This is a genomic window from Pseudomonas sp. JL3 (assembly GCF_031570575.1).
GTDB lineage: Bacteria > Pseudomonadota > Gammaproteobacteria > Pseudomonadales > Pseudomonadaceae > Aquipseudomonas > Aquipseudomonas cucumis.
This window is the reverse complement of record NZ_JAKWJK010000001.1, coordinates 229239-250026: the sequence shown is the minus strand read 5'-3', so window position 1 is coordinate 250026 and position 20788 is coordinate 229239. Positions and strand designations below refer to the sequence as shown.

General features: G+C 58.5%; 17 protein-coding genes. 10 read left to right on the top strand and 7 right to left on the bottom strand.

Going from position 1 to position 20788, the window contains the following annotated elements; translation table 11 throughout:
- Window positions 1–198 precede the first annotated feature (198 nt).
- Window positions 199–2544, top strand: coding sequence for an acylase (locus tag MMG91_RS01030; protein ID WP_310658439.1), 2346 nt, complete (start codon window positions 199–201; stop codon window positions 2542–2544).
- A 55-nt stretch (window positions 2545–2599) separates the two neighbouring features.
- On the opposite strand, the gene MMG91_RS01025 is transcribed toward MMG91_RS01030, so the two are convergent.
- A complete protein-coding gene (locus MMG91_RS01025; protein ID WP_310658438.1) occupies window positions 2600–3601 on the bottom strand; it encodes a FecR family protein in 1002 nt (333 codons plus the stop codon).
- A 246-nt stretch (window positions 3602–3847) separates the two neighbouring features.
- Window positions 3848–8689, bottom strand: a complete 4842-nt coding sequence (locus MMG91_RS01020) for a dermonecrotic toxin domain-containing protein (RefSeq protein WP_310658437.1) — start codon at window positions 8687–8689, stop codon at window positions 3848–3850.
- A 255-nt stretch (window positions 8690–8944) separates the two neighbouring features.
- Between MMG91_RS01020 and MMG91_RS01015 the strand changes: the two genes are divergently transcribed.
- Window positions 8945–9985 (top strand): Ldh family oxidoreductase, encoded by a 1041-nt coding sequence (locus tag MMG91_RS01015; RefSeq protein WP_305449597.1) that lies wholly within the window; start codon window positions 8945–8947, stop codon window positions 9983–9985.
- Window positions 9986–10063: 78 nt separating this feature from the next.
- Here MMG91_RS01015 and MMG91_RS01010 read toward each other — a convergent pair whose 3' ends face one another.
- Window positions 10064–10381 (bottom strand): YqjD family protein, encoded by a 318-nt coding sequence (locus MMG91_RS01010; RefSeq protein ID WP_305449598.1) that lies wholly within the window; start codon window positions 10379–10381, stop codon window positions 10064–10066.
- 166 nt (window positions 10382–10547) lie between these two features.
- Here MMG91_RS01010 and MMG91_RS01005 point away from each other — a divergent pair, with 166 nt between their 5' ends.
- Window positions 10548–10799, top strand: coding sequence for a hypothetical protein (locus MMG91_RS01005; protein WP_305449599.1), 252 nt, complete (start codon window positions 10548–10550; stop codon window positions 10797–10799).
- Window positions 10800–10804: 5 nt separating this feature from the next.
- On the opposite strand, the gene MMG91_RS01000 is transcribed toward MMG91_RS01005, so the two are convergent.
- Window positions 10805–11719 carry a LysR substrate-binding domain-containing protein gene (locus MMG91_RS01000; protein WP_310658436.1) on the bottom strand — a complete coding sequence of 305 codons (915 nt, stop codon included), beginning with the start codon at window positions 11717–11719 and terminating at the stop codon, window positions 10805–10807.
- An 85-nt stretch (window positions 11720–11804) separates the two neighbouring features.
- On the opposite strand from MMG91_RS01000, the gene MMG91_RS00995 reads away from it, so the two are divergent.
- Window positions 11805–12725, top strand: a complete 921-nt coding sequence (locus MMG91_RS00995; RefSeq protein ID WP_310658435.1) for a carbon-nitrogen hydrolase family protein — start codon at window positions 11805–11807, stop codon at window positions 12723–12725.
- Here MMG91_RS00995 and MMG91_RS00990 read toward each other — a convergent pair.
- Window positions 12718–13263, bottom strand: a complete 546-nt coding sequence (locus MMG91_RS00990; protein WP_305506839.1) for a GNAT family N-acetyltransferase — start codon at window positions 13261–13263, stop codon at window positions 12718–12720. The genes MMG91_RS00995 and MMG91_RS00990 overlap by 8 nt on opposite strands.
- A gap of 103 nt (window positions 13264–13366) precedes the next feature.
- Between MMG91_RS00990 and MMG91_RS00985 the strand changes: the two genes are divergently transcribed.
- Window positions 13367–14929, top strand: a complete 1563-nt coding sequence (locus MMG91_RS00985; protein WP_310658434.1) for an alkaline phosphatase D family protein — start codon at window positions 13367–13369, stop codon at window positions 14927–14929.
- A gap of 13 nt (window positions 14930–14942) precedes the next feature.
- Here the strand turns inward: MMG91_RS00985 and MMG91_RS00980 are convergent, their stop codons facing one another.
- Entirely contained in the window at window positions 14943–15410 is a 468-nt protein-coding gene (locus MMG91_RS00980; RefSeq protein WP_305421428.1) for an LEA type 2 family protein, read from the bottom strand.
- 55 nt (window positions 15411–15465) lie between these two features.
- The gene (locus MMG91_RS00975; protein WP_310658433.1) at window positions 15466–16941 is read right to left on the bottom strand and encodes a nucleobase:cation symporter-2 family protein; all 1476 of its coding nucleotides are present in this window, start codon (window positions 16939–16941) and stop codon (window positions 15466–15468) included.
- A gap of 309 nt (window positions 16942–17250) precedes the next feature.
- On the opposite strand from MMG91_RS00975, the gene MMG91_RS00970 reads away from it, so the two are divergent.
- The 5 genes from MMG91_RS00970 (at window position 17251) to MMG91_RS00950 (ending at window position 20755) form a co-directional block, all read left to right on the top strand.
- Entirely contained in the window at window positions 17251–17967 is a 717-nt protein-coding gene (locus tag MMG91_RS00970; RefSeq protein ID WP_007897371.1) for a YafY family protein, read from the top strand.
- A gap of 52 nt (window positions 17968–18019) precedes the next feature.
- On the top strand, window positions 18020–18361 hold the full coding sequence (locus tag MMG91_RS00965) for a nuclear transport factor 2 family protein (RefSeq protein WP_305449607.1): 342 nt from the start codon (window positions 18020–18022) through the stop codon (window positions 18359–18361).
- A gap of 67 nt (window positions 18362–18428) precedes the next feature.
- A complete protein-coding gene (zapE, locus tag MMG91_RS00960; RefSeq protein ID WP_310658432.1) occupies window positions 18429–19547 on the top strand; it encodes a cell division protein ZapE in 1119 nt (372 codons plus the stop codon).
- Window positions 19548–19565: 18 nt separating this feature from the next.
- Window positions 19566–20147: a DinB family protein gene (locus MMG91_RS00955; RefSeq protein WP_305449609.1), complete on the top strand. Its 582-nt coding sequence runs from the start codon at window positions 19566–19568 to the stop codon at window positions 20145–20147.
- A 116-nt stretch (window positions 20148–20263) separates the two neighbouring features.
- The gene (locus MMG91_RS00950; RefSeq protein ID WP_305449610.1) at window positions 20264–20755 is read left to right on the top strand and encodes a GNAT family N-acetyltransferase; all 492 of its coding nucleotides are present in this window, start codon (window positions 20264–20266) and stop codon (window positions 20753–20755) included.
- The last annotated feature ends 33 nt before the right edge of the window (window positions 20756–20788 follow it).

Below are 20788 nucleotides of genomic sequence, written 5' to 3'. Positions count from 1 at the left end.
ATGGTGGGTGCTCTCAATCAATAAGACGAACGAGCCCGGCAAATAATGAAGACCCGCATGTAGAAAATTTGTCGACGTTACGCCAGCGGCCCATGAGCTGGGCAGCAGGCCGCCCTCAAGGGCCTAAATTTTTGCGGTTTGCTTCGTTTTAAGGGGAGGCGCATTGCGTGTCATACGTCTTTTCGATCAGGAGCGAGCGTGATTATTTCCAGGCAGTTAACCAGGTTGAGCCTTGCGGGTGTGTTTCTGGGGCTGAGTCTTGCGGCAAATGCGCGCAGCCAGCCAGAGCAGGCGACGGCCGAGATTCGTCGCACCAGTTTCGGCGTGCCGCATATTCGCGCCGACAACGAGCGCGGGCTCGGCTATGGCATTGGCTATGCCTACGCCCAAGACAATCTATGCTTGCTGGCCAATGAAATCGTCACCGTCAATGGCGAGCGCTCCCGGTATTTCGGCCCGGACCAGTTTACGGTCGAAGAGCGCGGGAACCTGGCCAGCGATGTGTTTTTCAACTGGCTGAACACCCCCCAGGCCGTCGCCGCTTTCTGGCAGGCGCAAACGCCTGAAGTCCGCGAGCTCATCGAAGGTTATGTGGCGGGTTACAACCGTTCGCTGACAGAGCGTCGGGCGCAGGGTTTGCCGCAGCAATGCCAGGGAGAATGGGTACGTGCGATTACCGCGCAGGACCTGGTCAAGTTGACCCGACGTCTGCTGGTCGAAGGCGGCGTGGGGCAGTTTGCCGAAGCATTGGCCGGCGCTACCCCACCGAAAGCCGTTGCCCATGTGGCGGGCGAGTCGGCGTCGTTCCAGCTGGCGGCTTCGCGCATGCAACGCTTCGCTCTGGATCGCGGCAGTAACGCCGTGGCGGTTGGCAGCGAGCGTTCGTTCAACGGTCGCGGGATGCTGCTGGCCAATCCGCACTTTCCGTGGGGGGGCGGGATGCGTTTCTATCAGATGCACCTGACCATTCCCGGCAAACTGGATGTGATGGGCGCCGCGTTGCCCGGCCTGCCCATGATCAATATTGGTTTCAACCAGCACCTGGCATGGACCCACACGGTGGATTCGTCCAAGCACTTCACGCTGTATCGTCTGCAACTCGATCCCAAGGATCCGACCCGTTACCTGCTGGATGGCAAGTCCTTGCCGATGAAAAAGCAGACGCTGGCGGTGAACGTGAAGCAAGCCGATGGCCAGACCCGGCAGATTTCCCATGTGGTCTACAGCTCGCAGTTCGGCCCGATTGTGCAATGGCCCGGCAAGCTGGACTGGGACCACCAGTTCGCCTACAGCCTGCGCGATGCCAACCTGGAGAACGACCGGGTCTTGCAGCAATGGTATGCGATGAACCGTGCCGCCAGCCTCAAGGATTTTCAGGCAACGGTGCACAAGATTCAGGGGATTCCATGGGTCAATACCCTGGCGGTGGACGATCAGGGGCAGACGCTTTACATGAACTTGTCGGTGGTGCCGAACGTCAATGCCGACAAGTTGGCCCAGTGCAGCGATCCGCGGGCCGGATTACAGATGATCCTGCTCGACGGTTCCAACAGCGCCTGTGCCTGGGACATCGACCCGCACGCTGCACAAAAAGGTATTTATGCGGCAGACCAGTTGCCGCAACTGGTGCGCAAAGACTTTGTGCAGCATTCCAATGATTCGGCCTGGATGGCCAACCCGGCACAACCTCTCGCCGGTTTCTCGCCGTTGATCAGTCAGGACAATCAGCCATTGGGGCTGCGTTCGCGCTTCGCACTGGAGCGTCTGGGGGAGTTGAGCAAGGCCGGTCCTGTCGCTGCAACAGATCTGCAACACATGGTGATGGACGATCAGGTGTACCAGGCAGCTCAAGTGATGCCGGATCTGCTGCAATTCTGCGCCGCGGATCTTGGCGCCGATGCGCCGACGCTTACGCAGCTGTGTACCAGCCTCAAGGCGTGGGATCGCCGGGTGAATCTGGACAGTGGAATTGGCTTTGTGCATTTTCAGAATGTCATGGTGGCGTTACAGCAAGTTCCTGACATCTGGCGAGTGGCGTTTGATTCGAAAGATCCGCAGCACACACCGCGTGGCTTGGCAATTGAACGGCCGGACGTCGCCAAAGCGATTCGGGCGGCGATGCTGGCTTCGGTCGAACAGGTAAAATCCCTTGGCCTGAAAGCCGATAGCCGCTGGGGCGATATCCAGGTGGTCAGCAGTGGCGGACAGCAAACACCTATCCACGGCGGTCCGGGCACGTTGGGTGTGTATAACGCGATCCAAAGCGTGCCGAGAACCGACGGCAAACGCGAAGTCGTCAGTGGTACCAGCTATTTGCAAGTGGTGACTTTCGATGATAAAGGGCCACAGGCTCGGGGCTTATTGGCATTCTCGTTGTCCAGTGACCCGGCGTCGAAATACTCCCGGGACCAGACTCTGGCCTTTTCGAAGAAACAGTTGAGTGTCTTGCCGTTCACTGAGCAGCAGATCACGTCCGATCCGCAGTACCAGGCCCTGACGATTCGCGAGCAGGATGAAAAAGCAGGGAAGATCGCCGCGCAGTAGTCGCGATAGCGTTTGAATCAAAAGTGAAGGCCGCACCCCGCAAGGGTGGCGGCCTTCAGCTTTTTGGGGCTTGTTGCGGGATTGAATTGAGGACCGGATTGCCGTCCTTGTTGCGGGTCAGGTAGACCGGCAGCACCTTGGGCAACGAAGCCACCAGGCTGTTGAGCTCTTTGATGTTGTAGATACCGCCGAGTCGAATCGAGCCGGTGCTGTGGTCCGCGATCATGACTGGTTTGTTCAAATAACGATTGATCAAGGGCAGGGCATCGGTCAGCGTCAGATCATCGAGCACCAGTTTGCCGCTGCGCCACGCCAGCGAATGGTCATTGGCAGAGGTCTGACTGATTTGCGGCGTGAAGTCGCCGTGTCGGTAACGTGCCTGCATGGCAGGTTCGAGACGTAAACCCTCGCCGGGCAAGGCATCGTTGCTGGTCACCAGCACAGAACCTTCGACCAGGTTCACGCGTACCTGGTCTTCATACATCCAGACGTTGAATTGGGTTCCAGTGACGCGAATCCTGCCATCGGCTGCCCTGACAATGAAGGGATGCTGCAAGTCATGACTGACGCTGAAGAAGGCTTCGCCTTTTTTCAACGTGACACGACGCTGATCCTTGTAATTGCTGAACGTCAGTTCACTGCCCAGGTTCAGCTCCACCTGACTGCCGTCGCTCAGCGTGACCTGACGAACATTATCGGTCGCCTCGAAATGCTGATAGGCATTGGGCAGCCAACCCAGGTTCCATCCGGTATAGGCCGCCAGCGGCAACGCCAAGGCGCAAACGGTAGCTGCGATGCCGAAAGTGCGCCAAGGTATTGTCGATTTGCCGCGAACAGCCGTTGCTGGAGATTCGGGACGAGGCAAATCTCCTGCAACCTCCCAGATCTCCAGCATGGCTTCGTACTCGAAGGCGTGCAGAGGATGGGCATCACGCCATTGCTCGAACGCCAGACGCTCTTCGGCCGTGCAGTCGATGGCATGCAAACGCATGCACCAGTGCGCAGCGGCATCGGTGATGGCGTCGTATTGAGCTTGCGAGAGAGAGTGGTCGGTCATTGACTCATCCTGATTTCCTGCATTCTAACCTCGAGGGGAAGTCTGCGAGAACAACCGTCATGGCAATTGCCCATCAAAGTTCGACTTATTTTTCATCCGCACGCCCGCAAACAGGGCATCGCCAGGCAGTATCCATAAATTGAGTGAAAAAATGGTCAAGACCCTGCAAGGCTGTTGCCCTGTATCGGACGAGTAAAGCATGTGCAGATCGGGTGATCTGCGCATGCTTTTATGATGAGATTCGGCTCAACTTGGGGACGAGGCTAGCACTGGGTCCAGCTGTCGACCCATTACACTTATCAAGTGAGCGATCGAATCAGCGTTACGCAAGATGACGTCGGTTCGCAGGTGCACATTCCCCCGATCCAGGAAGAGGTCGCGAGCTTCATCTATTGTTCCGCAGCCTGTCGTTTTAAGGATGTCCCGAGCCACATGCTTCAAACCTTGAACCGAGTCCAGGCTGGTCCATTCCTGCGACGTTTCGTTCCAATGCGCAAACAGTTCCTCCTTCGGGGTGGCCAGGGACAGTGCTTTTCGCTGGAAATCCTGTTGCCTTTGTTTGATTGCTGCGCCGTAAGTGGTGACGGTGGCAATGAGATCGCTGAACGGGCGCCTTGCCTCAAGCGGTGCAATATCCACGGTCTTTGAAAAAAGATGGGAGAACTCATGGATCAGGGTGGCGGCCCGGGCATGGTCTCCGACACTGAAAGGCTCAGTCAAACAGGACTCGTACCAATCGAGTTGAGGTTCAAAGAACTTCTCCGTGAAATGCACACGATTTTTTGGATCATCATTAAGAACAAAAGCAATTGTGTTGCTGAGTTCATATTGGCTTGATCCGACTACAAAACGTTCGGTATTCATATAATCAACGTTCGGGTCCACCAGTGCTGTGCAAATGGGAACGATGACTTTTTTGATTTTGTCCAGAAGGTTGGCGTCGATATCGTCAGCATCAAATAAGGTTTTAAGAAAGGTATCCAGCCGCGTCCCCGGTTTCAGCTGTCTGAGCTGCGCCAGGTTATGCAGACTGTTAAAAGCGTAGTAGCGAGCCAGGTCTATAGCTTGCACGATCATGCGTGCTTTTGCCGGGTGTATTGCCCGAATGTCTTTCATTCCCCGTGCTTCGATATTCAGAACCTGTCTGGCATATTTATCGGAGGCATATTGGTTGTGCATTTTCGACAGGGCTTTTCCATAGTGGACGGTATGGGTGTCCGAATCGAGCACCAGTTGCTTGTCAGGCGTAGTCAGGAGCGCCGGGCCTTCTTCAGTGTCCTTGATCATCCGCCAGATTGCCCCGGGTTTGGTCACGCGGTACACCTTGCCCGCGATGGGGGCATAGGTTTGTTTGCTGGTCGTTTCCAGGTAAGTGCCATCAGCACTGTTCTTCTTTAAATCCTTCAGTTCGACGGCGGTGGTTTCGAAAGGCTGCAGTGACGTGCGCGTCGGTGCAGTGGATTTCACTTGCGACCATTGCGGCGCGGCCACAGGAGTGGCCTTCGGTTCGGCAAGGGGGTCGGTTGTCGCCTGCGCAGTACCGACTGACTCTTCCAGTGACAACTTGCCCAGTGACAGCATTTGCACTGCACCGGCAATAAAGTCTTGCAAGGCCCGCTTCCAGTGGTGGTCCTGCTGCGCTTCGGCGGAGCTCTTGAAGTCTTTATAGGCTTGCCATAGAAACAGCCCATAAGCGAGTTTGCCGGGTAACAGGCCAGAAATCCTCTGGATGTCGGAGCTGAACAGGTTTTTGGCTGCCTCCCAGTCTGACTGGCCGCTGACTTCGGACTGAGTGCCGAGCATTTGCGACAGCAGGCGGGTGTTGTCGCTGAACAACCGGATCAGCAAGTTGCCGCGGATGGGGTTAGAGGCGAGGGTGATTTCGCTCGCTTGTCCGACGGTGGACTCCAACAGATTGCGAAACCCGGATTGCTCGCTTGCTGGAAGGCGACGTATCAGCAGCTCCTGCAACGATCCCGGCGTATTGAGCGCCGAGACAACGCTTGCCTCATTGTCGAATTCGGTGAATGGCGAGCCTGCATGGTAGGGGGCATACAGGACGTGCGGACCTTTCTGACCGGAGCCGGGGCCGAACAGGTACAGGCCCAGTGTCTTGACGGCAGCAGTGCCGACAGTCTTGATCAGTTCCAGCGGGCGGACAATGGCGTGGGCGCCGTTGACAGCAGCCCGGGCGATAGCGTCCGGCATGTCCATAACCTGTCGAATCAAGTCAAAGCCGCTGTCGGAAAGACGTTGCTGCAGCTTCTGTGCATGGGCGTCTTGCATCAATTGCCAGGGCAATTGCCGAATGAAGCGCAGTCTTCGAGTGTCGGCATCGGCGCTTTTGCTCGACAAGCTGTCTGTTACTTGTTTTGCATAGGTTTGTTTAATGTTCAGTGACAGCAGGAGTTGCCTGACAGCGGACTGGTCCAGGCCTTGCGGTAGGGATTGAGTGGTTTTCGAAGCGATCTTGAACCCGGTGCCCTGGGCAATGTTCACATGGTTCAAGGCAAACTCGGTCAGAGATCGAGCGGGGCCGGCCAGGGTCAGGTTGGGGGTGATTTCGATGTCGTCGGGGTCTGGCAGTGTCCCGGAGAAGCGTTTACCGAGCAGTGACACCAACGTGTCATGCACATAGGACTTCAGCGTCTTCAGGCCATGCAGGTAGTCCTTGTCGTCTTCGACGCTGTTGCGGTATTGCTCCAGCAGTTCGATGTGCAGCTGCTGCTCCTCGACGGGTGCCATTGCGAGCCAGGCAGGCAAGGACTGCTGTCGGGTGATCGCCTGCGCGATCGAAGTGGCTCTGCGCAAGTTGGTGTCGACCACCGTTTTTGTCAGGGCTTGAAGCGCTTTGGTCTGTTTCTCATCGTCCAGCTTCAGGGTGCGCAGGTAATCGCAACGTCCCAGGAAGTGGTCAATGGATGATTGGGATAATCGCTGCAGAACATGACCCTCAATCAGTCGCAATGCACCGAGCGAATAGCGCTGGTGGAGGGTACGTTGGGCAGGGGGAAGATTTTCCAATAGCGTCAGACGTTTGTGCGGATCAAGCAGGCGTCGTTCCAGTTCCTGCCTTGCACGGCTGACGGTATTAAAGACTTCCAGGCCCTGGGCAGGTGTCCATAGAACTGTTCGGCCCGAATTCTGAGGGTCGAGCCCGCCACGCTCGGTCAACAGCAAGCAATTGGCCAAGGGCAGGATATTCATTTGGCTGGAGCACTCAAGGGTCAATGAATAGGCGTCAGGCCGGAATCCCTTGAGTGAACGGCGGTTTTTACGATCCGGCTGATCCGGATTGAGTACCGTATCGACAATGGCCCGCTCCGTGTCACCCAATGCAGCGTTGAGCACCCGAAGGCTGGCTTCCCCACGTATGCCTACGGAAAGAGCATGAGCCAGCCGGGGCTTCATGTTCTCCAGATAGACCCGCTGCAGTGCCGGCAAGGTGACGGGTTGAGAGGCAAAGTCCGCACTGATCAGCGCCTCGATATCGCTGAAGGTTTTCACGAATACCGCCGCCGTGTCTGCCAGCACCATGGAAGGCTGTTGATTGCCCGACAATACCGGTCGGGTACTCCAGCGCCCTTGGGCATCCAGCGTCAGCAGGTGCTCGCTGAGCATAGAGCGGATGTCCAGCGCATTGTCGAACAAGGCGTTGATGTCCACGATGCCGTCGCTGTGACGGAAAATCTGCAGGGCGTACTCCATATTCTGCTGTTGTTTGGTGATGATCGCCCCGAACAGCTTTTTGAAGATCGAACCGGAAATCACTTTCCCGGAGACATTTGGCTGATCAAAACCGATGAAGCGCTGGCGTTCCTCCAGGCTCAGCAGTCCGTAGAGCTCATCCTCGTGACCGGCTGCGCTGAATTTGCTCAGCAAGGTGTCTTTGAGGTCCTTATAGTCTTTCAGCACCTGCAGCCCCTGAGCGGGTGTGTAGAGAAATGCATTGCTGCCACTGATCATCAGCGAGCCCGCCAGCTCAACATAGTTGGCCTCGTATTCCCAGAGACGCACGGTTTCGACGGTCAGTGTCTCGTACGTTCTGCTGGTCGGCTTGATCAGCGAATGCAAGTCCTGGCTTTGTTCAGGCGTAATGATCTCGGCTTCGCGTTTGAGCAGGAGCTCCGCTCGCGCCTTTTGCGCAATGGCCTTGCGGAAAAATTCGCGACGTGATGCGCCATCGGCACTCTCGGCGTCCCAGTAGTCTTTCATTTGCTCGGAAAGCAGGCTGATCAGTTTTCTGGAGGCGTTGGCTACAGCAGTTTCCCAGTGTTGCTGGTCTGTGCTCGCGGGGGGCTTTTCCGGGTGGGAAAACTCATGTGATTGCCCCGACGGCCAGCGTTGATTGCGGTAGTAAAACAGCACCGCCTCACTCAAGGACATGGCGTTGATCCAGCGCCGCGCGGGGGGACTTTCCTTGTTTGGTTCATCGGCCGCTGCCGTGAAATAAAAACTGACCTGGGTCTGGCGCTGATCCAGACCGGGGAAGGCGGATTTCAACAGTCCATTGAGCACCGCATCCAGCAGCGAAGTCAGCGTCGGCAACGCTTTCAATTCGTCGAGCATGGCCTGATCGTTCATTTGCTGGTGTGCGGTGATGGTACTGCTCTGGTCTTCGAACACCTCGCCTTCGATGGTTTGAAAGGTCATCTCGATCTTGGCGGCATCCGCCAGCGCTTTGCGTTGAGACAGCGACATGAAAGCCAGCAGGTCGTCGTCCTCGGTCACGCCTTTCAGCTGACTTTCAAGCTGTGTGGTCAGGGCTGAGCGGCTGTCGTACTTCTTTATGCCGGCGTACGGGGTGTAGAGAATCACGCCGTTGTCATCCGGTGTGGCGCTCAGCACGAAGCTGCCGGCCAGGGGCACGGGTTCCAGGTCCTGGGTTTTGAGCAGGATTTTTTCGGCGACCATGGGCGGTGTCTGTTCACCGCGCAACGTGTGGCTGGCTATTTTCAGGTGACTGAACCATTCGAAGTCCTTTTGCGTCAGGCCGTGGGTTTTGCCTAGTTTTCTCCAAAGGCCGCGAGACTTCAGGGCTTGGGGGAAAAACATCGGAGTAACTATCGGAGTAACTGGTACAGGCATCGTCAAGGCTCGTTCAGGGCGCGATTGAAATGCGCCAATGGATTGAGCCTAGAGACTAAAAGTCAGTGGAGCCTGCAAGGTGGTAGATAGTTACCGCACAGACTGGCGGTAATTGTGCCAGCCTGAAAAAGCAGAAGCCCGCGATACGGAATGCGTGAAATCAACTGAAAAGTTGACAGGTCGCTCGCCGCGCGTTGTTAATCGGCTGGTCTTCGTACGCTGTTGCCCCCTCCAATAATTACTCTGGAGCTTCAGATGTCTGCGCCACACGATCATGTGTCTACTGCGGTTTCGCAAAACCTGTCCTTCGAAGCGCTGACGGCGTTGCTCGAACAGATTTTCCTGCGCCACGGCACCTCAGCCGATGTCGCCAGAACCCTGGCCCTCAACTGTGCCGGTGCCGAGCGTGACGGGGCTCACAGTCACGGTGTTTTTCGCATTCCCGGTTATGTGTCGACGCTGCAAAGCGGCTGGGTCAATGGCCAGGCAGTGCCGGTGGTCGAGGACGTGGCCTCGGGCTTTGTCCGGGTCGATGCCGGTAATGGTTTCGCCCAACCGGCCCTCGCGGCGGCGCGATCATTGTTGGTGGAGAAAGCCCGCAGCGCCGGCATTGCGGTGCTGGCCATCCGTAATTCCCACCATTTCGCCGCCTTGTGGCCAGACGTCGAGCCGTTTGCCGATGAAGGGTTGGTGGCGCTGAGCGTGGTCAACAGCATGACCTGCGTGGTGCCGCACGGTGCCGATCGTCCACTGTTCGGGACCAACCCGATTGCCTTCGCCGCGCCCCGAGCCAACGGTGATCCGATCGTCTTCGACCTGGCGACCAGCGCCATCGCCCATGGCGACGTACAGATCGCTGCCCGTAAAGGCGAGCGTTTGCCGGCGGGGATGGGTGTGGACAGCCTCGGCCAGCCAACCCAGGACCCCAAAGCGATCCTCGAGGGTGGCGCCTTGCTGCCGTTTGGCGGGCACAAGGGCTCGGCGCTGTCGATGATGGTCGAGTTGCTGGCGGCGGCGTTGACCGGAGGCAATTTTTCTTTCGAGTTCGACTGGTCGAACCATCCGGGGGCGAAAACACCCTGGACAGGTCAACTGCTGATAGTGATCGATCCGAGTAAATCGGCAGGGCAGAATTTTGCCGAGCGCAGTCAGGAACTGGTCCGGCAGATGCACGGTGTAGGGCTTAAGCGGTTACCGGGTGATCGACGTCATCAACAGCGCGCCAAAGCCAAGGTCGAAGGCATTGCGCTCGATGCTCAGACATTGGCAAATCTGCGGGAATTGGCAGGGCGTTGAGAGGGGCGGTGTTTTTTGTAGGAGCCAGCGGATCGCCGCACCGCTGGCTCCTACAAGTACAGGTCCAATGTTTCCCGCTTAACGCCGGCCCAACAACAGCCCCACCACCAAACCGAACCCGGCGGAGATGGCCACGGTTTGCCATGGATGACCGCCAATGTAGATCTCGCTGGCCTCGACTGCGGGCCTGGTGCGGTCACGCATACTGGAGACTGAGCCCCGGGCCTGCTGTAGCTTCTGGGCGATTTGCCCACGAAGGGTGTCTGCTTCTTCACCGACCAGTGAAGCACTGCTCTTGAGCAGTTTTTCCGACTCTTCGATCAGGGCCTGAAGTTCGCTGAAGACCTGATCCTTGATTTGATCCTCGGCGACTTGATCGATGATTTTGCGGGCCATTAGAGTACTCCTTGAAGATAAATGGGCAGTGAACAATGGAGTCTGGCGCCAGGGCAAAAGTTGCAGTCATTTTGCGTGGCGACTCCACCCTGAAGAAAAATCCAGGGCAGGACATTTCCTCCTACAGTGTAAGATGTCGCCTATTTTACGCAGCAGGTAATCTTCCATGAGCTTCAATCTGGCCGACAAACCCCTTGCCGAGCGCGCGGCGCTTGAAGATGAAAAATCCCGTCTGTTCGAACTCTGGCAAAACAACCTGGGTAAATCCAAGGGCGAAGCCGCACGGCTGTTCGGTGAGCGTGCCAAGCGCAAAGGCAAATGGGCCGAGTGGGTCCGCGCCGAACTCGACGGCATGTCGCCCCCGGAATTCGCGAACATGGTGCGCAGTGAAATCAACCGTTTGATGGCGGCTAAATAAGCCTCCTACGGGTGGGAAAAGGTCGCGATAATCGCCTCACGCACTTTCAACACCACCGGATCGAGCTGCGTGCTGGTGCGCCAGCCCAGTTCGATCGGATAGCGTGGCAGCGCCAAAGGGCAGGGCAGCAGCGCCAGTCCGTTGAGCGCCGCGATACTTCGAGCGGCATGGGCTGGAATGGTCGCCACCGCCTGGCTGCCCTTGAGCAGATACGGTAACGCGGCAAAGTGCGTGGTCGACGCGCATACCCGCCGGCTCAGGCCCAACGCCGCCAGTCCTTCATCGGTAATTCCGATAAAACCACCCGATGACACCAGAATGTGCTCGCGGGCGACGAACGCTTCAAGGCTGAGAGTTTCCTGTCCCTCGGCCAGACTGAGGGGGTCCACCAGGCACAGATAATCGCCTTCCCCCAGCACCTGACGACTGAGCAAACGCTCAGCAAACCCGCCTGCCGTGATCGCCAGATCGATGCTGCGTTCCATCAAGGCCCGGGCGACGATCTGGCTATGGGTTTGGCGAAAGATCAATCGCAGTTTCGGCGCGCGATCAGCGATTTCTTCAATCAATCGTCGCCCGTAGGCAATTTCGAAATCATCCGACAAACCCACCGTCACCGAGCGCCCGTCGTATTGATGCGCAGCCGGATCGACCATCGCCAGGCTCTGGCGGCATTTATTCAGCGCATCACTGACCACCGGTTTCAACTGGTTGGCCTTGAGCGTCGGCGCAAGACCTCGACCGGTGCGCACAAACAACTGATCGCCATACACCTCTCGCAATCGGCGCAACGCCGCGCTGACCGCCGATTGCGTCACGCCCAGACGCAGTGCGGCACGGCTGGCGCTGGATTCCTCATGCAGGGCTTCGAAGACTTTGAGCAGATTGAGGTCGACGGTAGCGATATTCATCTGGTTCATATCATTCAGCAGTGAGTCGGGCTTTATTCATGATCCTGTGGCGCCGGAGAATGAGCAACACCTCATTACTGACGGAGTTACCACGATGCCCAAGTCCATCGTTGCTGCCCTGCAAATCGGCGCGTTGCCCGGCGGCAAGGCCGACACCCTCGATCAAATCCTCTCCTGGGAAACCGCCATTATCGAATCCGGTGCGGCACTGGTGGTCATGCCGGAGGCATTGCTCGGCGGGTACCCAAAAGGCGAGGGCTTCGGCACGCAATTGGGCTATCGACTGCCAGAGGGGCGGGAAGCGTTTGCGCGGTATTTCGACAACGCCATCGACGTGCCCGGTGCCGAGACAGAAGCCCTGGCCGGATTGTCCTCGCGCACTGGCGCCAACCTGGTGATCGGCGTGATCGAGCGCGCGGGCAGCACCTTATATTGCACCGCGCTGTATTTCGATCCGCAGGCCGGGCTGGTCGCCAAGCACCGCAAACTGATGCCCACCGGCACCGAACGACTGATCTGGGGCAAGGGCGATGGCTCGACCTTGCCGGTGATCGACAGCCAGGTCGGGCGGATCGGCGCGGTGGTGTGCTGGGAAAACATGATGCCGCTGCTGCGCACCGCGATGTACGCCAAAGGCGTGGAGGTCTGGTGCGCGCCGACCGTGGACGAGCGGGAAATGTGGCAAGTCAGCATGCGCCACATCGCCCATGAAGGACGCTGCTTTGTGGTCAGTGCCTGTCAGATCCAGGCCTCACCGCAAGCCTTGGGCGTGGACATCGCCAACTGGCCGGCGCAGCGTCCGTTGATTGCCGGCGGCAGCGTGATTGTCGGGCCCATGGGCGACATTCTCGCCGGACCGCTGCGCGACGAGGCGGGTTTGCTCACCGCCGAAATCGACACCGATGACCTGATCCGCGCCCGTTACGACTACGACGTGGTCGGGCATTATGCGCGCCCGGACGTGTTTGAGTTGACGGTGGATGAGCGGGCCAGACCGGGCGTGCGTTTTATCTGAGGCGCAGCCACTCTTCACGGGTGATTTCCCACAGTTCCTTCGGGAATCGCCCGCTGACGAAGTCGCCCTCTTCGGTGTGTATCAAGCGCATGCCAGTACGTTCCGAGAGTTTGCGCGAGCCGATATTCGGCGCCGCTTTCGGCACGCGCAGCAACGGCCGGCCGAGTGTTTCGAACCAGTACTCGGTCACCGCCGCACTGGCTTCACCCATCAACCCCTGACCTTGCCATTGCGGGGCTAGCCAGAAGCCGCGGTTATTGTCCTGTTCATTCATCAGGCTGACATTACCAATCAGTTGATCGGGCGCTGACTTCAGGCGGATCGACCAGTGCCATTCTTCGCCACGGGCCATCGCCGGCAGGGCAATATCACGCAGATAAGTCATCGCGCCATCGGCGGGATAAGGCCACGGCACCAGGACATTCAGATAACGCACCACGTCCCAGTGAGGGAATTGTTGCTGGATGGCCTCGGCGTCGGCCAGTTCCAGCGGGCGCAAAATCAGTCGTTCGGTGTAGAGCGTTGGAGCAGGGTGCATCGTGGGCGACTTCCTTGTACGGGCGGGCGATGCGCTTCATGCGCAGCGTCGATTGTCGTCTAATCTTTAGGCGTTCACACCCCTGTCAATGGATGGACTACCCATGAGTTTGTTACTAGGCCCGATTCTGCAATTTCGTGGTATCAACAGTAATGCCTATAACGTGTCTGCTCTAGTGGTTTTACCTTTGGGCGGGTTATCGCCCAGCGTAAAAGTACCCAGCGGTGTCACCGCCGGCAAACCGTTGGCCACCGCCGATATCCCGTTGCTCAACCCTCAGTACCGCGTCTGGCGCATCGATTTCAAAGCGGTGCAAGACCAGAGCATTGCCACTACCTACACGATCAAGATAGAGGGTACGGAGACCAATTTCGTCGTTCCTGCCGAGGGCCAGACGCCGCGCATCGCGTATGTGTCGTGCAACGGATTTTCCAACCCCAGGGACATGGAGAAGGTCGACCGCAACAACGAGCGCTGGGAGCATATGTGGGGCGTTCACCAGGGCGAGCCCTATCACCTGCTGTTGATGGGCGGCGATCAGGTTTACAGCGATGATGTGCGCAGCAGTGTGGGGTCCATGAAAACATGGTTCGCCAAACCCTTCGCCGACCGTCAAAAGGCAGTCTACAGCAAGGTGATCGAAGCCGATCTGGACAGGTTTTTCACCAGGCTCTACCTGGAACGCTGGAAACAGCCCGAGATGGCCAGGGTGTTCGGCGCCATTCCCACGGTGATGATGTGGGATGACCATGACATCATCGATGGATGGGGTTCCTACGCTGAGATACTGCACTCAAGTCCGGTGTTCCAGGGGCTGTTTGCCACGGCCAAACGCTATTTCAGGATTTTCCAGCAGCAACTGATCCAGACTCATCCTCACCTCAAGCCTTCCGCTGATACTCATCCCTGCGCGATTCCCGAGACCGCTGACGGCTTTCACCTGGGCTTCACCGGCCTGGGCGAGCTGGCCTTGCTGGTTCCCGATCTGCGCAGCGAACGCGCGCCAGACCTGACGGCACCACGGGCTCAAGGAACCCGGGTCATTTCGCCCGTCAGTTGGGATGCGATTTATGCCTGGCTGGGCAAGGTCAAGGGGCATAAACACCTGCTGCTGATGTCGAGTATTCCCGTGGGTTATCTTGATTTGCAGGCGGCCGAGAAGGCGTTGGACCTGATTTCGGGGCAACAGGAGCTCGAAGATGATTTGCGCGACCACTGGCGAAGCCAGCCCCACCGGGACGAACGCAAGCGGCTGATCATGCGGCTGCTGGACTTCGCCCATGCCCAATCCTGCAAGGTAACTCTGGTATCCGGTGATGTTCATGTGGCCGGGGTCTGTGTGATCGAATCGAAGCTGCCCCGCCATGGCGGCGATGGTGCAGGGAAAATCTATCAATTGATTTCCACCGGCGTCGTCCATCCTTCGCCACCGGCCCTGGCGGTGCACTTTCTGGAGTCCATCGGTGGGAGCCAGGAACAGATCGACTACGGTATCAGCGGAACCATGTTGCCCATCGGCGCAAGGGGGCGTTACCTGATTGCTGCTCGAAACTGGCTGGCGATAGAGCCTGATGAAGGCAGCAACGGCAAAACCCGGCTATGGGCCAACTGGCACATAGAAGGGCTCAAGCATTGTGTGACGCAGGTGATCGACCCCGTTATGTAGCGGTCGATGAACGTTACCAGGTCCCGGAGGTAGAACCCGGCAGGCTGAGTTTGCCGCGATCGACAAAACGCATAGTGCCGAACGCGCCGCCAGCCAATTTGCCCCGAAGCACGTACGGCAGATTATCCAGTGTTTGTGTCTGACTTAGGCCGAGGGTCTGACGCAGCACGGTGAACGCCGAAATGCTCACCGGCACCACTACCACCGCTTCGGAGAAACGGGGGATCGAGCCCGATTGGTCGCTGACGCCGGAGGCAAGTTGTCGGCCATTCACTTCCAGATTCAGCGCCACGCCGTTGTAGTCGATTGCCGTTTCATTGGGGTTTTGCACGCGCAGTTTTACCGCAAAACGCACTTCCAGTTCCTGGCTTGGCAGCGGCTCGATACCGACCACGTTGATGTTCAGCGGGTCGCGACTGGGAAACAGGGCACATGCACTGAGAGAGAGCAGCAGGAGGGACAGGGCAATTAATCTGCGCATGGACAGGCTCTCGTAAAGTAAAAGGCCGAACCGTGCATGGCTCGGCCTTCGAGCATCACGGACGGTTCAACTGTGCGACAACCACGGGAGGCACGGGTTCACCCTTGGCCGCAACATCCGGGTTCTGCATCACCTGAAGCACCGAGGCTTCCGGATCGAACTCGTCTTCTTCCAGCTCGATGAATTCTTCGGGCAGGAAGATATTCAGCACGATAGCGCACAACGCACCGACAGTGATCGGTGATTCGAAGATGTTGTGCAGCGCCTTCGGCAACTCGCGCAACACTTCAGGCACCGCCGCGACGCCCAGGCCCATGCCGAGGGAGATCGCCACGATCAGCATGTTGCGCCGATGCAGGCCAGCCTCGGCGAGAATCTTGATTCCGGCCACCGCCACGGTGCCGAACATCACCAGTTCAGCGCCGCCGAGCACCGGTTTCGGCATCAGTTGCAGCACCGCGCCGATCATCGGGAATAACCCCAGCACCACCAACAGGCCGGCGATGAAAAACGCCACATAACGGCTGGCCACACCAGTGAGCTGAATCACCCCATTGTTCTGGGCGAAGGTCACCATCGGCATGCTGTTGAACACCGCCGCCATCGCCGAATTGAGACCATCGGCCAGCAGGCCGGATTTAATCCGGCGGATATAAATGGGGCCTTTGACTGGCTGCCGGGAAATCATCGAATTGGCGGTCAGGTCACCGGCGGCTTCCAGGGGCGACACCAGGAAAATCACCGCCACCGGCACAAACGCCACCCAGTCGAATGAGAAACCGTACTTGAACGGTACGGGCACACTCATCAGCGGCACGGCGGGCAGACTGGCGAAATCGACCTGGCCCATGAACCACGCGACGGCATAACCGAGGGCCAGGCCGATGACGATCGCGCCCAGGCGCAGGAACGGCACATCCACCCGGTTCAACACCACGATGGTTCCCAGCACCAGTGCCGCCAGCGCCAGGTGGCTGGCCGCGCCGAGGTCCGTCGCACCGAAACCGCCGGCAATGTCGGTCATGGCGACCTTGATCAGCGACAGGCCCATGAGGGTGATGATGGTGCCGGTCACCACCGGGGTGATCAGCATCCGCAGTTTGCCGATGAACTGGCTCAGCACCACCTCGATGAACGCGGCGAAAAAGCACACGCCGAAAATCGTCGAGAGGATTTCATCGGTGCCGCCGCCGCGTGCCTTGACCATGAACCCGGCGCTGAGAATTACGCTGATGAACGAGAAACTGGTGCCTTGCAGGCACAGCAGACCGGAGCCGACCGGGCCGAACCGCCGCGCTTGCACAAACGTGCCCAGCCCCGAAACGAACAGCGCCATGCTGATCAGATAAGGCACTTCACTTTGCAGGCCCAGGGCGCTGCCCATGATCAGCGTCGGCGTGATAATGCCGACGAAACTCGCCAGTACGTGTTGCAGGGCGGCGAAGACCGTGGCGGTCAGGTGAGGGCGATCGTCGAGGCCGTAAATCAGGTCGTTGTTGCGTGGGGCAAGGGTTTTTTCAGAGGCGCTCATGGTGGTTTGCGTGCCGAAAGGCGGGGCCGGGTCAGAAAATGGAGGCGCAGGATGCCAGCCGCGGGCGGTGAGGGCAACGTACAACACACTGCCGGTCAATCAAGCACAATCCATGTGGGAGTGGGTTTGCTCGCGAAGAGGCCGTGTCAGTCGACATTAATGTTGCCAGGTATACCGCCTTCGCGAGCAAGCCCGCTCCCACAATTGATCTGTGCCGGGCCAACGAGCGATGGTCTTATCGTTCCTGCCAGTTTCTGACAACAGCCTCTGCTAAGCTCCGACGACTTTTCAGGAAAGAGCCTGCCGATCGTGTCGCGAACCAGCCGTTTACTGACTTTGTTACAAGTGCTGCGGGGCAAAAGTCGTCCGGTGACTGCCGCGACATTGGCCAGCGAGCTGGAGATTTCCGAACGCACGCTGTACCGCGACATCGCTGAACTTACCGCGCTCGGCGCGCCGATTTTCGGCGAGGCGGGGATCGGCTATGTGTTGCGCAGCGGCCTGTTTCTGCCGCCCTTGATGCTCAATGCCGATGAGACCGAAGCCATCGTGCTCGGGTTGCGCTATGTGGATCAGCGTGGCGATGAGGTCTTGGGCAAAGCCGCGGCCGATGCTCTGGCAAAAATCGCCGCGGTACTCGACCCCGCCGCCCAGGAGGCCTTGCGCAACCCGACGGTGCTGCCGGGCCCACCGGGTTATGGCTATCCGCAAAATGCCGTGCCCTTGAATGTGTTTCGCCAAGCGATCCGCGATCAGGCCAAGCTGCACATCGATTACGCGGACGCCAATCAGGTGCCGAGTCAGCGGCTGATCTGGCCACTGGCCCTGGGTTTTCTCAATGAGGTAAGGATCATCGTCGCCTGGTGTGAATTGCGCAGTGCCTATCGCACCTTTCGCACCGACCGGATCTCGGCCGCCAGCGAGCAGGGCGAACGCTATCCGGGGCGGCGCAGCGACCTGTTGCGCACCTGGCGCAAGCAGATGCAGCTGGACGAAGCAGGGCGTTTCACTCCTGACAAGAACTGACGCAGGCTTGTTTTAGCATGGCTCCAGAATCAACTCACAAGGAGCCGTAAACATGTCCAATCCAGCCACTTCACTGGCCCCCGCCATCGCCGCCTACATTGCTGCCGCCAATGCTCGCGACACGTCGAGGGTTGCCAGTTTTTTCGCTGAGGATGCCAACGTGTTCGATGAGGGGCAGCATCAGGTCGGCACACAAGCCATCGCCCAATGGATGCAAGACACCGCACAACGTTACCAGCCCCGGGTCGAGGTGCTCGACGTTCAACTGCGCACCGGCAAAGTGCTGGTGCACAACCTGATCTCCGGCACCTTTCCCGGCAGCCCGCTGGAACTGCGCTACATGTTCCGACTCAATGAGCAGGGCAAGATCGCCCGGCTGGACATCTCGCTGTAACCCGGTGCTGTGTCGCGGCGCTTAACCTGTGGGATTGAGCTTCGCTAGCTGCTATATACTGCCGCGCATGAATGTCGACTCTCCCTTAAGCGCTTGGCAACACGCCATCGAACAGAAGGGCTTCGTCCAGGACGAAGCCCAGGAACACGCCGTGTGGGCGCTGCAAAAATGCCATGAAGCTTTGCATGAAGGCCGCACGCCCGTCACCGGTGTGTACCTCTGGGGCCCGGTCGGGCGGGGCAAGACCTGGTTGATGGATCAGTTCTACCAAAACCTGCGCGTTCCGGCCCGACGTCAGCACTTTCATCATTTCATGGGCTGGGTGCATCAGCGCTCCTTTCAATTGACTGGCACCGCCGACCCGTTGAAAGCGCTGGCACGCGAACTGAGCCAGGAAGTGCGGGTGCTGTGTTTCGATGAACTGTTCGTCAACGACATCGGTGACGCCATCATTCTCGGACGTTTGTTTCAGGTGATGTTCGAGCAGGGCGTGGTGGTGGTCTGCACCTCCAATCAGCCGCCGGATCAGCTGTACGCGGATGGCTTCAACCGTGACCGGTTCGTGCCGGCCATTACCGCAATCAAGCAGCACATGCAGGTGATTGCGGTGGATGGCGGGGAAGACCATCGCCTGCACCCTGGCGCCGGTCTGCAGCGCTATTGGGTGAACGTACCGGGTCAGTCCGGCGCACTGAACGAGGTGTTCAAAGCCTTGACCGTCGGCCAGTCGCTGTCCAGCGATCCGGTCAAAGTCGGTTACCGTTCGGTCCATGTGATGCAGGCCAGTCAAACCGTGCTCTGGTGTCGTTACGCGGAGCTCTGCGAGCAGCCGTTTGCCGCCATGGACTTCATGGCCCTGTGCGACACCTTCAGCGCTATTCTATTGAGCGACGTACCCAACCTCAGCGCGCAAAAACGCGAAGGGCGCATCGCCCGCGGCACTGAAGACGGCGTCGAGCGGGTGGCGGCGGGGGATCGCCAGTTGCCGCAGTTGTCGGTGCATGACGACGGCGTGCGCCGATTCATCGCTCTGGTAGACGAATGCTACGACCGCAAGGTGCCGCTGTACCTCGAAGCGCAGGTGCCGATGGAGGCGTTGTACACCGAGGGCTATCTGGAATTTCCGTTTCGCCGCACCCTTAGTCGCTTGCAGGAGATGCAGCTCAAACGTTTCGCCGAGGCTTGATATCCGGGAGGAGCGAACATGAATCAGCCCTTGTCCCACCATTTGCTGACCATGGCCTATCAGAACGCCTGGGCCAATCACCGACTGGCCAAGGCCTGGCTTCAGCTAAGCCCGGCCGAGCTGGCGGCGCCGCGAGTCAGTTTCTTTCCCAGCCTCTGCGCGACCCTGAATCACATCCTGACCTGTGACTGGTTTTATGTGGATGCCCTGGAGCGGGAGTTGCGCGGCGACGAACCGCATCCCGATTGCTACGTGTTTTTCAACGAAGACGAGCCATTCACCCACGGCGCCAATCTCAAGCGCGAGCAAGCCTTGGTGGACCGGCGACTGATCGCCTATTGCGAGCAATTGCGCGACGCAGACCTCGGACGGATCGTGACCATCGCGCGCGACATCCCGCAACATGACAGCCGTTTGCGCATGTTGTCCCATTTGTTCGAGCATCAGATTCATCATCGCGGGCAGGTTCACGCGATGCTCAGTGGTACCTCGGTCACGCCACCGCAACTGGACGAATTTTTCTGTGCCGGAGAGTCGGCGTTGAGGGCCGAGGATTTTGCCGAGTTGGGATGGACCGAGGCAATGATCTGGGGCGTTTGAGAGGGAATGATCACAACAGGATCCGGTTGTCGGCACCCCGGCACTCGCGATAAGGTCGCTGGACCTTTCAGTGCGCAAGAGGCGAACTGGGGCAACTTGTGTGATTGAGGGTGGAAATGGAATCCGCAGAAATTCTTGTGCTTCAGGCCAGCTACACCAACCCGGTACACGCCGAGGCGATTTGTCTTGTATTGAACCACTACGCCGAAGACCCGATGGGCGTCGGTCACCCATTACCCGCCGATAGGCTGCAACAACTGCCCGGGGAACTGGCCAAACGTCCCCATGCCTTTAGCGTACTGGCGTTTGTCGGCGGCGAGCCGGCAGGGCTGGTGAATTGCTTCGAAGGTTTTTCGACCTTTGCCTGCCGGCCACTGGTCAACGTGCATGACGTAGCAGTGGTGTCGAAGTTTCGCGGGTTGGGGCTGAGTCAGAAGATGCTGCACAAAGTCGAGGACATCGCACGCCAGCGCGGTTGCTGCAAAATCACCCTGGAAGTACTGGAAGGCAACGCGGTGGCTCAGGCGTCCTATGACAAATTCGGCTTTTCCCCAGGCATGTTCGACCCGGCGCATGGCCGGATGCTGTTCTGGACCAAGGCGCTTTAGTCTGCAGTCCTGATGAACCGCTTTTTTATAGGA

Excerpts from the sequence above, each read along its gene's own strand:
- MMG91_RS01025 (WP_310658438.1), bottom strand. The coding sequence starts at position 3,601 with ATGACCGACCACTCTCTCTCGCAAGCTCAATACGACGCCATCACCGAT.
- MMG91_RS01020 (WP_310658437.1), bottom strand. The coding sequence starts at position 8,689 with ATGCCTGTACCAGTTACTCCGATAGTTACTCCGATGTTTTTCCCCCAA.
- MMG91_RS01015 (WP_305449597.1), top strand. The coding sequence starts at position 8,945 with ATGTCTGCGCCACACGATCATGTGTCTACTGCGGTTTCGCAAAACCTG.
- MMG91_RS01010 (WP_305449598.1), bottom strand. The coding sequence starts at position 10,381 with ATGGCCCGCAAAATCATCGATCAAGTCGCCGAGGATCAAATCAAGGAT.
- MMG91_RS01005 (WP_305449599.1), top strand. The coding sequence starts at position 10,548 with ATGAGCTTCAATCTGGCCGACAAACCCCTTGCCGAGCGCGCGGCGCTT.
- MMG91_RS01000 (WP_310658436.1), bottom strand. The coding sequence starts at position 11,719 with ATGAACCAGATGAATATCGCTACCGTCGACCTCAATCTGCTCAAAGTC.
- MMG91_RS00995 (WP_310658435.1), top strand. The coding sequence starts at position 11,805 with ATGCCCAAGTCCATCGTTGCTGCCCTGCAAATCGGCGCGTTGCCCGGC.
- MMG91_RS00990 (WP_305506839.1), bottom strand. The coding sequence starts at position 13,263 with ATGCACCCTGCTCCAACGCTCTACACCGAACGACTGATTTTGCGCCCG.
- MMG91_RS00985 (WP_310658434.1), top strand. The coding sequence starts at position 13,367 with ATGAGTTTGTTACTAGGCCCGATTCTGCAATTTCGTGGTATCAACAGT.
- MMG91_RS00980 (WP_305421428.1), bottom strand. The coding sequence starts at position 15,410 with ATGCGCAGATTAATTGCCCTGTCCCTCCTGCTGCTCTCTCTCAGTGCA.
- MMG91_RS00975 (WP_310658433.1), bottom strand. The coding sequence starts at position 16,941 with ATGAGCGCCTCTGAAAAAACCCTTGCCCCACGCAACAACGACCTGATT.
- MMG91_RS00965 (WP_305449607.1), top strand. The coding sequence starts at position 18,020 with ATGTCCAATCCAGCCACTTCACTGGCCCCCGCCATCGCCGCCTACATT.
- zapE (WP_310658432.1), top strand. The coding sequence starts at position 18,429 with ATGAATGTCGACTCTCCCTTAAGCGCTTGGCAACACGCCATCGAACAG.
- MMG91_RS00955 (WP_305449609.1), top strand. The coding sequence starts at position 19,566 with ATGAATCAGCCCTTGTCCCACCATTTGCTGACCATGGCCTATCAGAAC.
- MMG91_RS00950 (WP_305449610.1), top strand. The coding sequence starts at position 20,264 with ATGGAATCCGCAGAAATTCTTGTGCTTCAGGCCAGCTACACCAACCCG.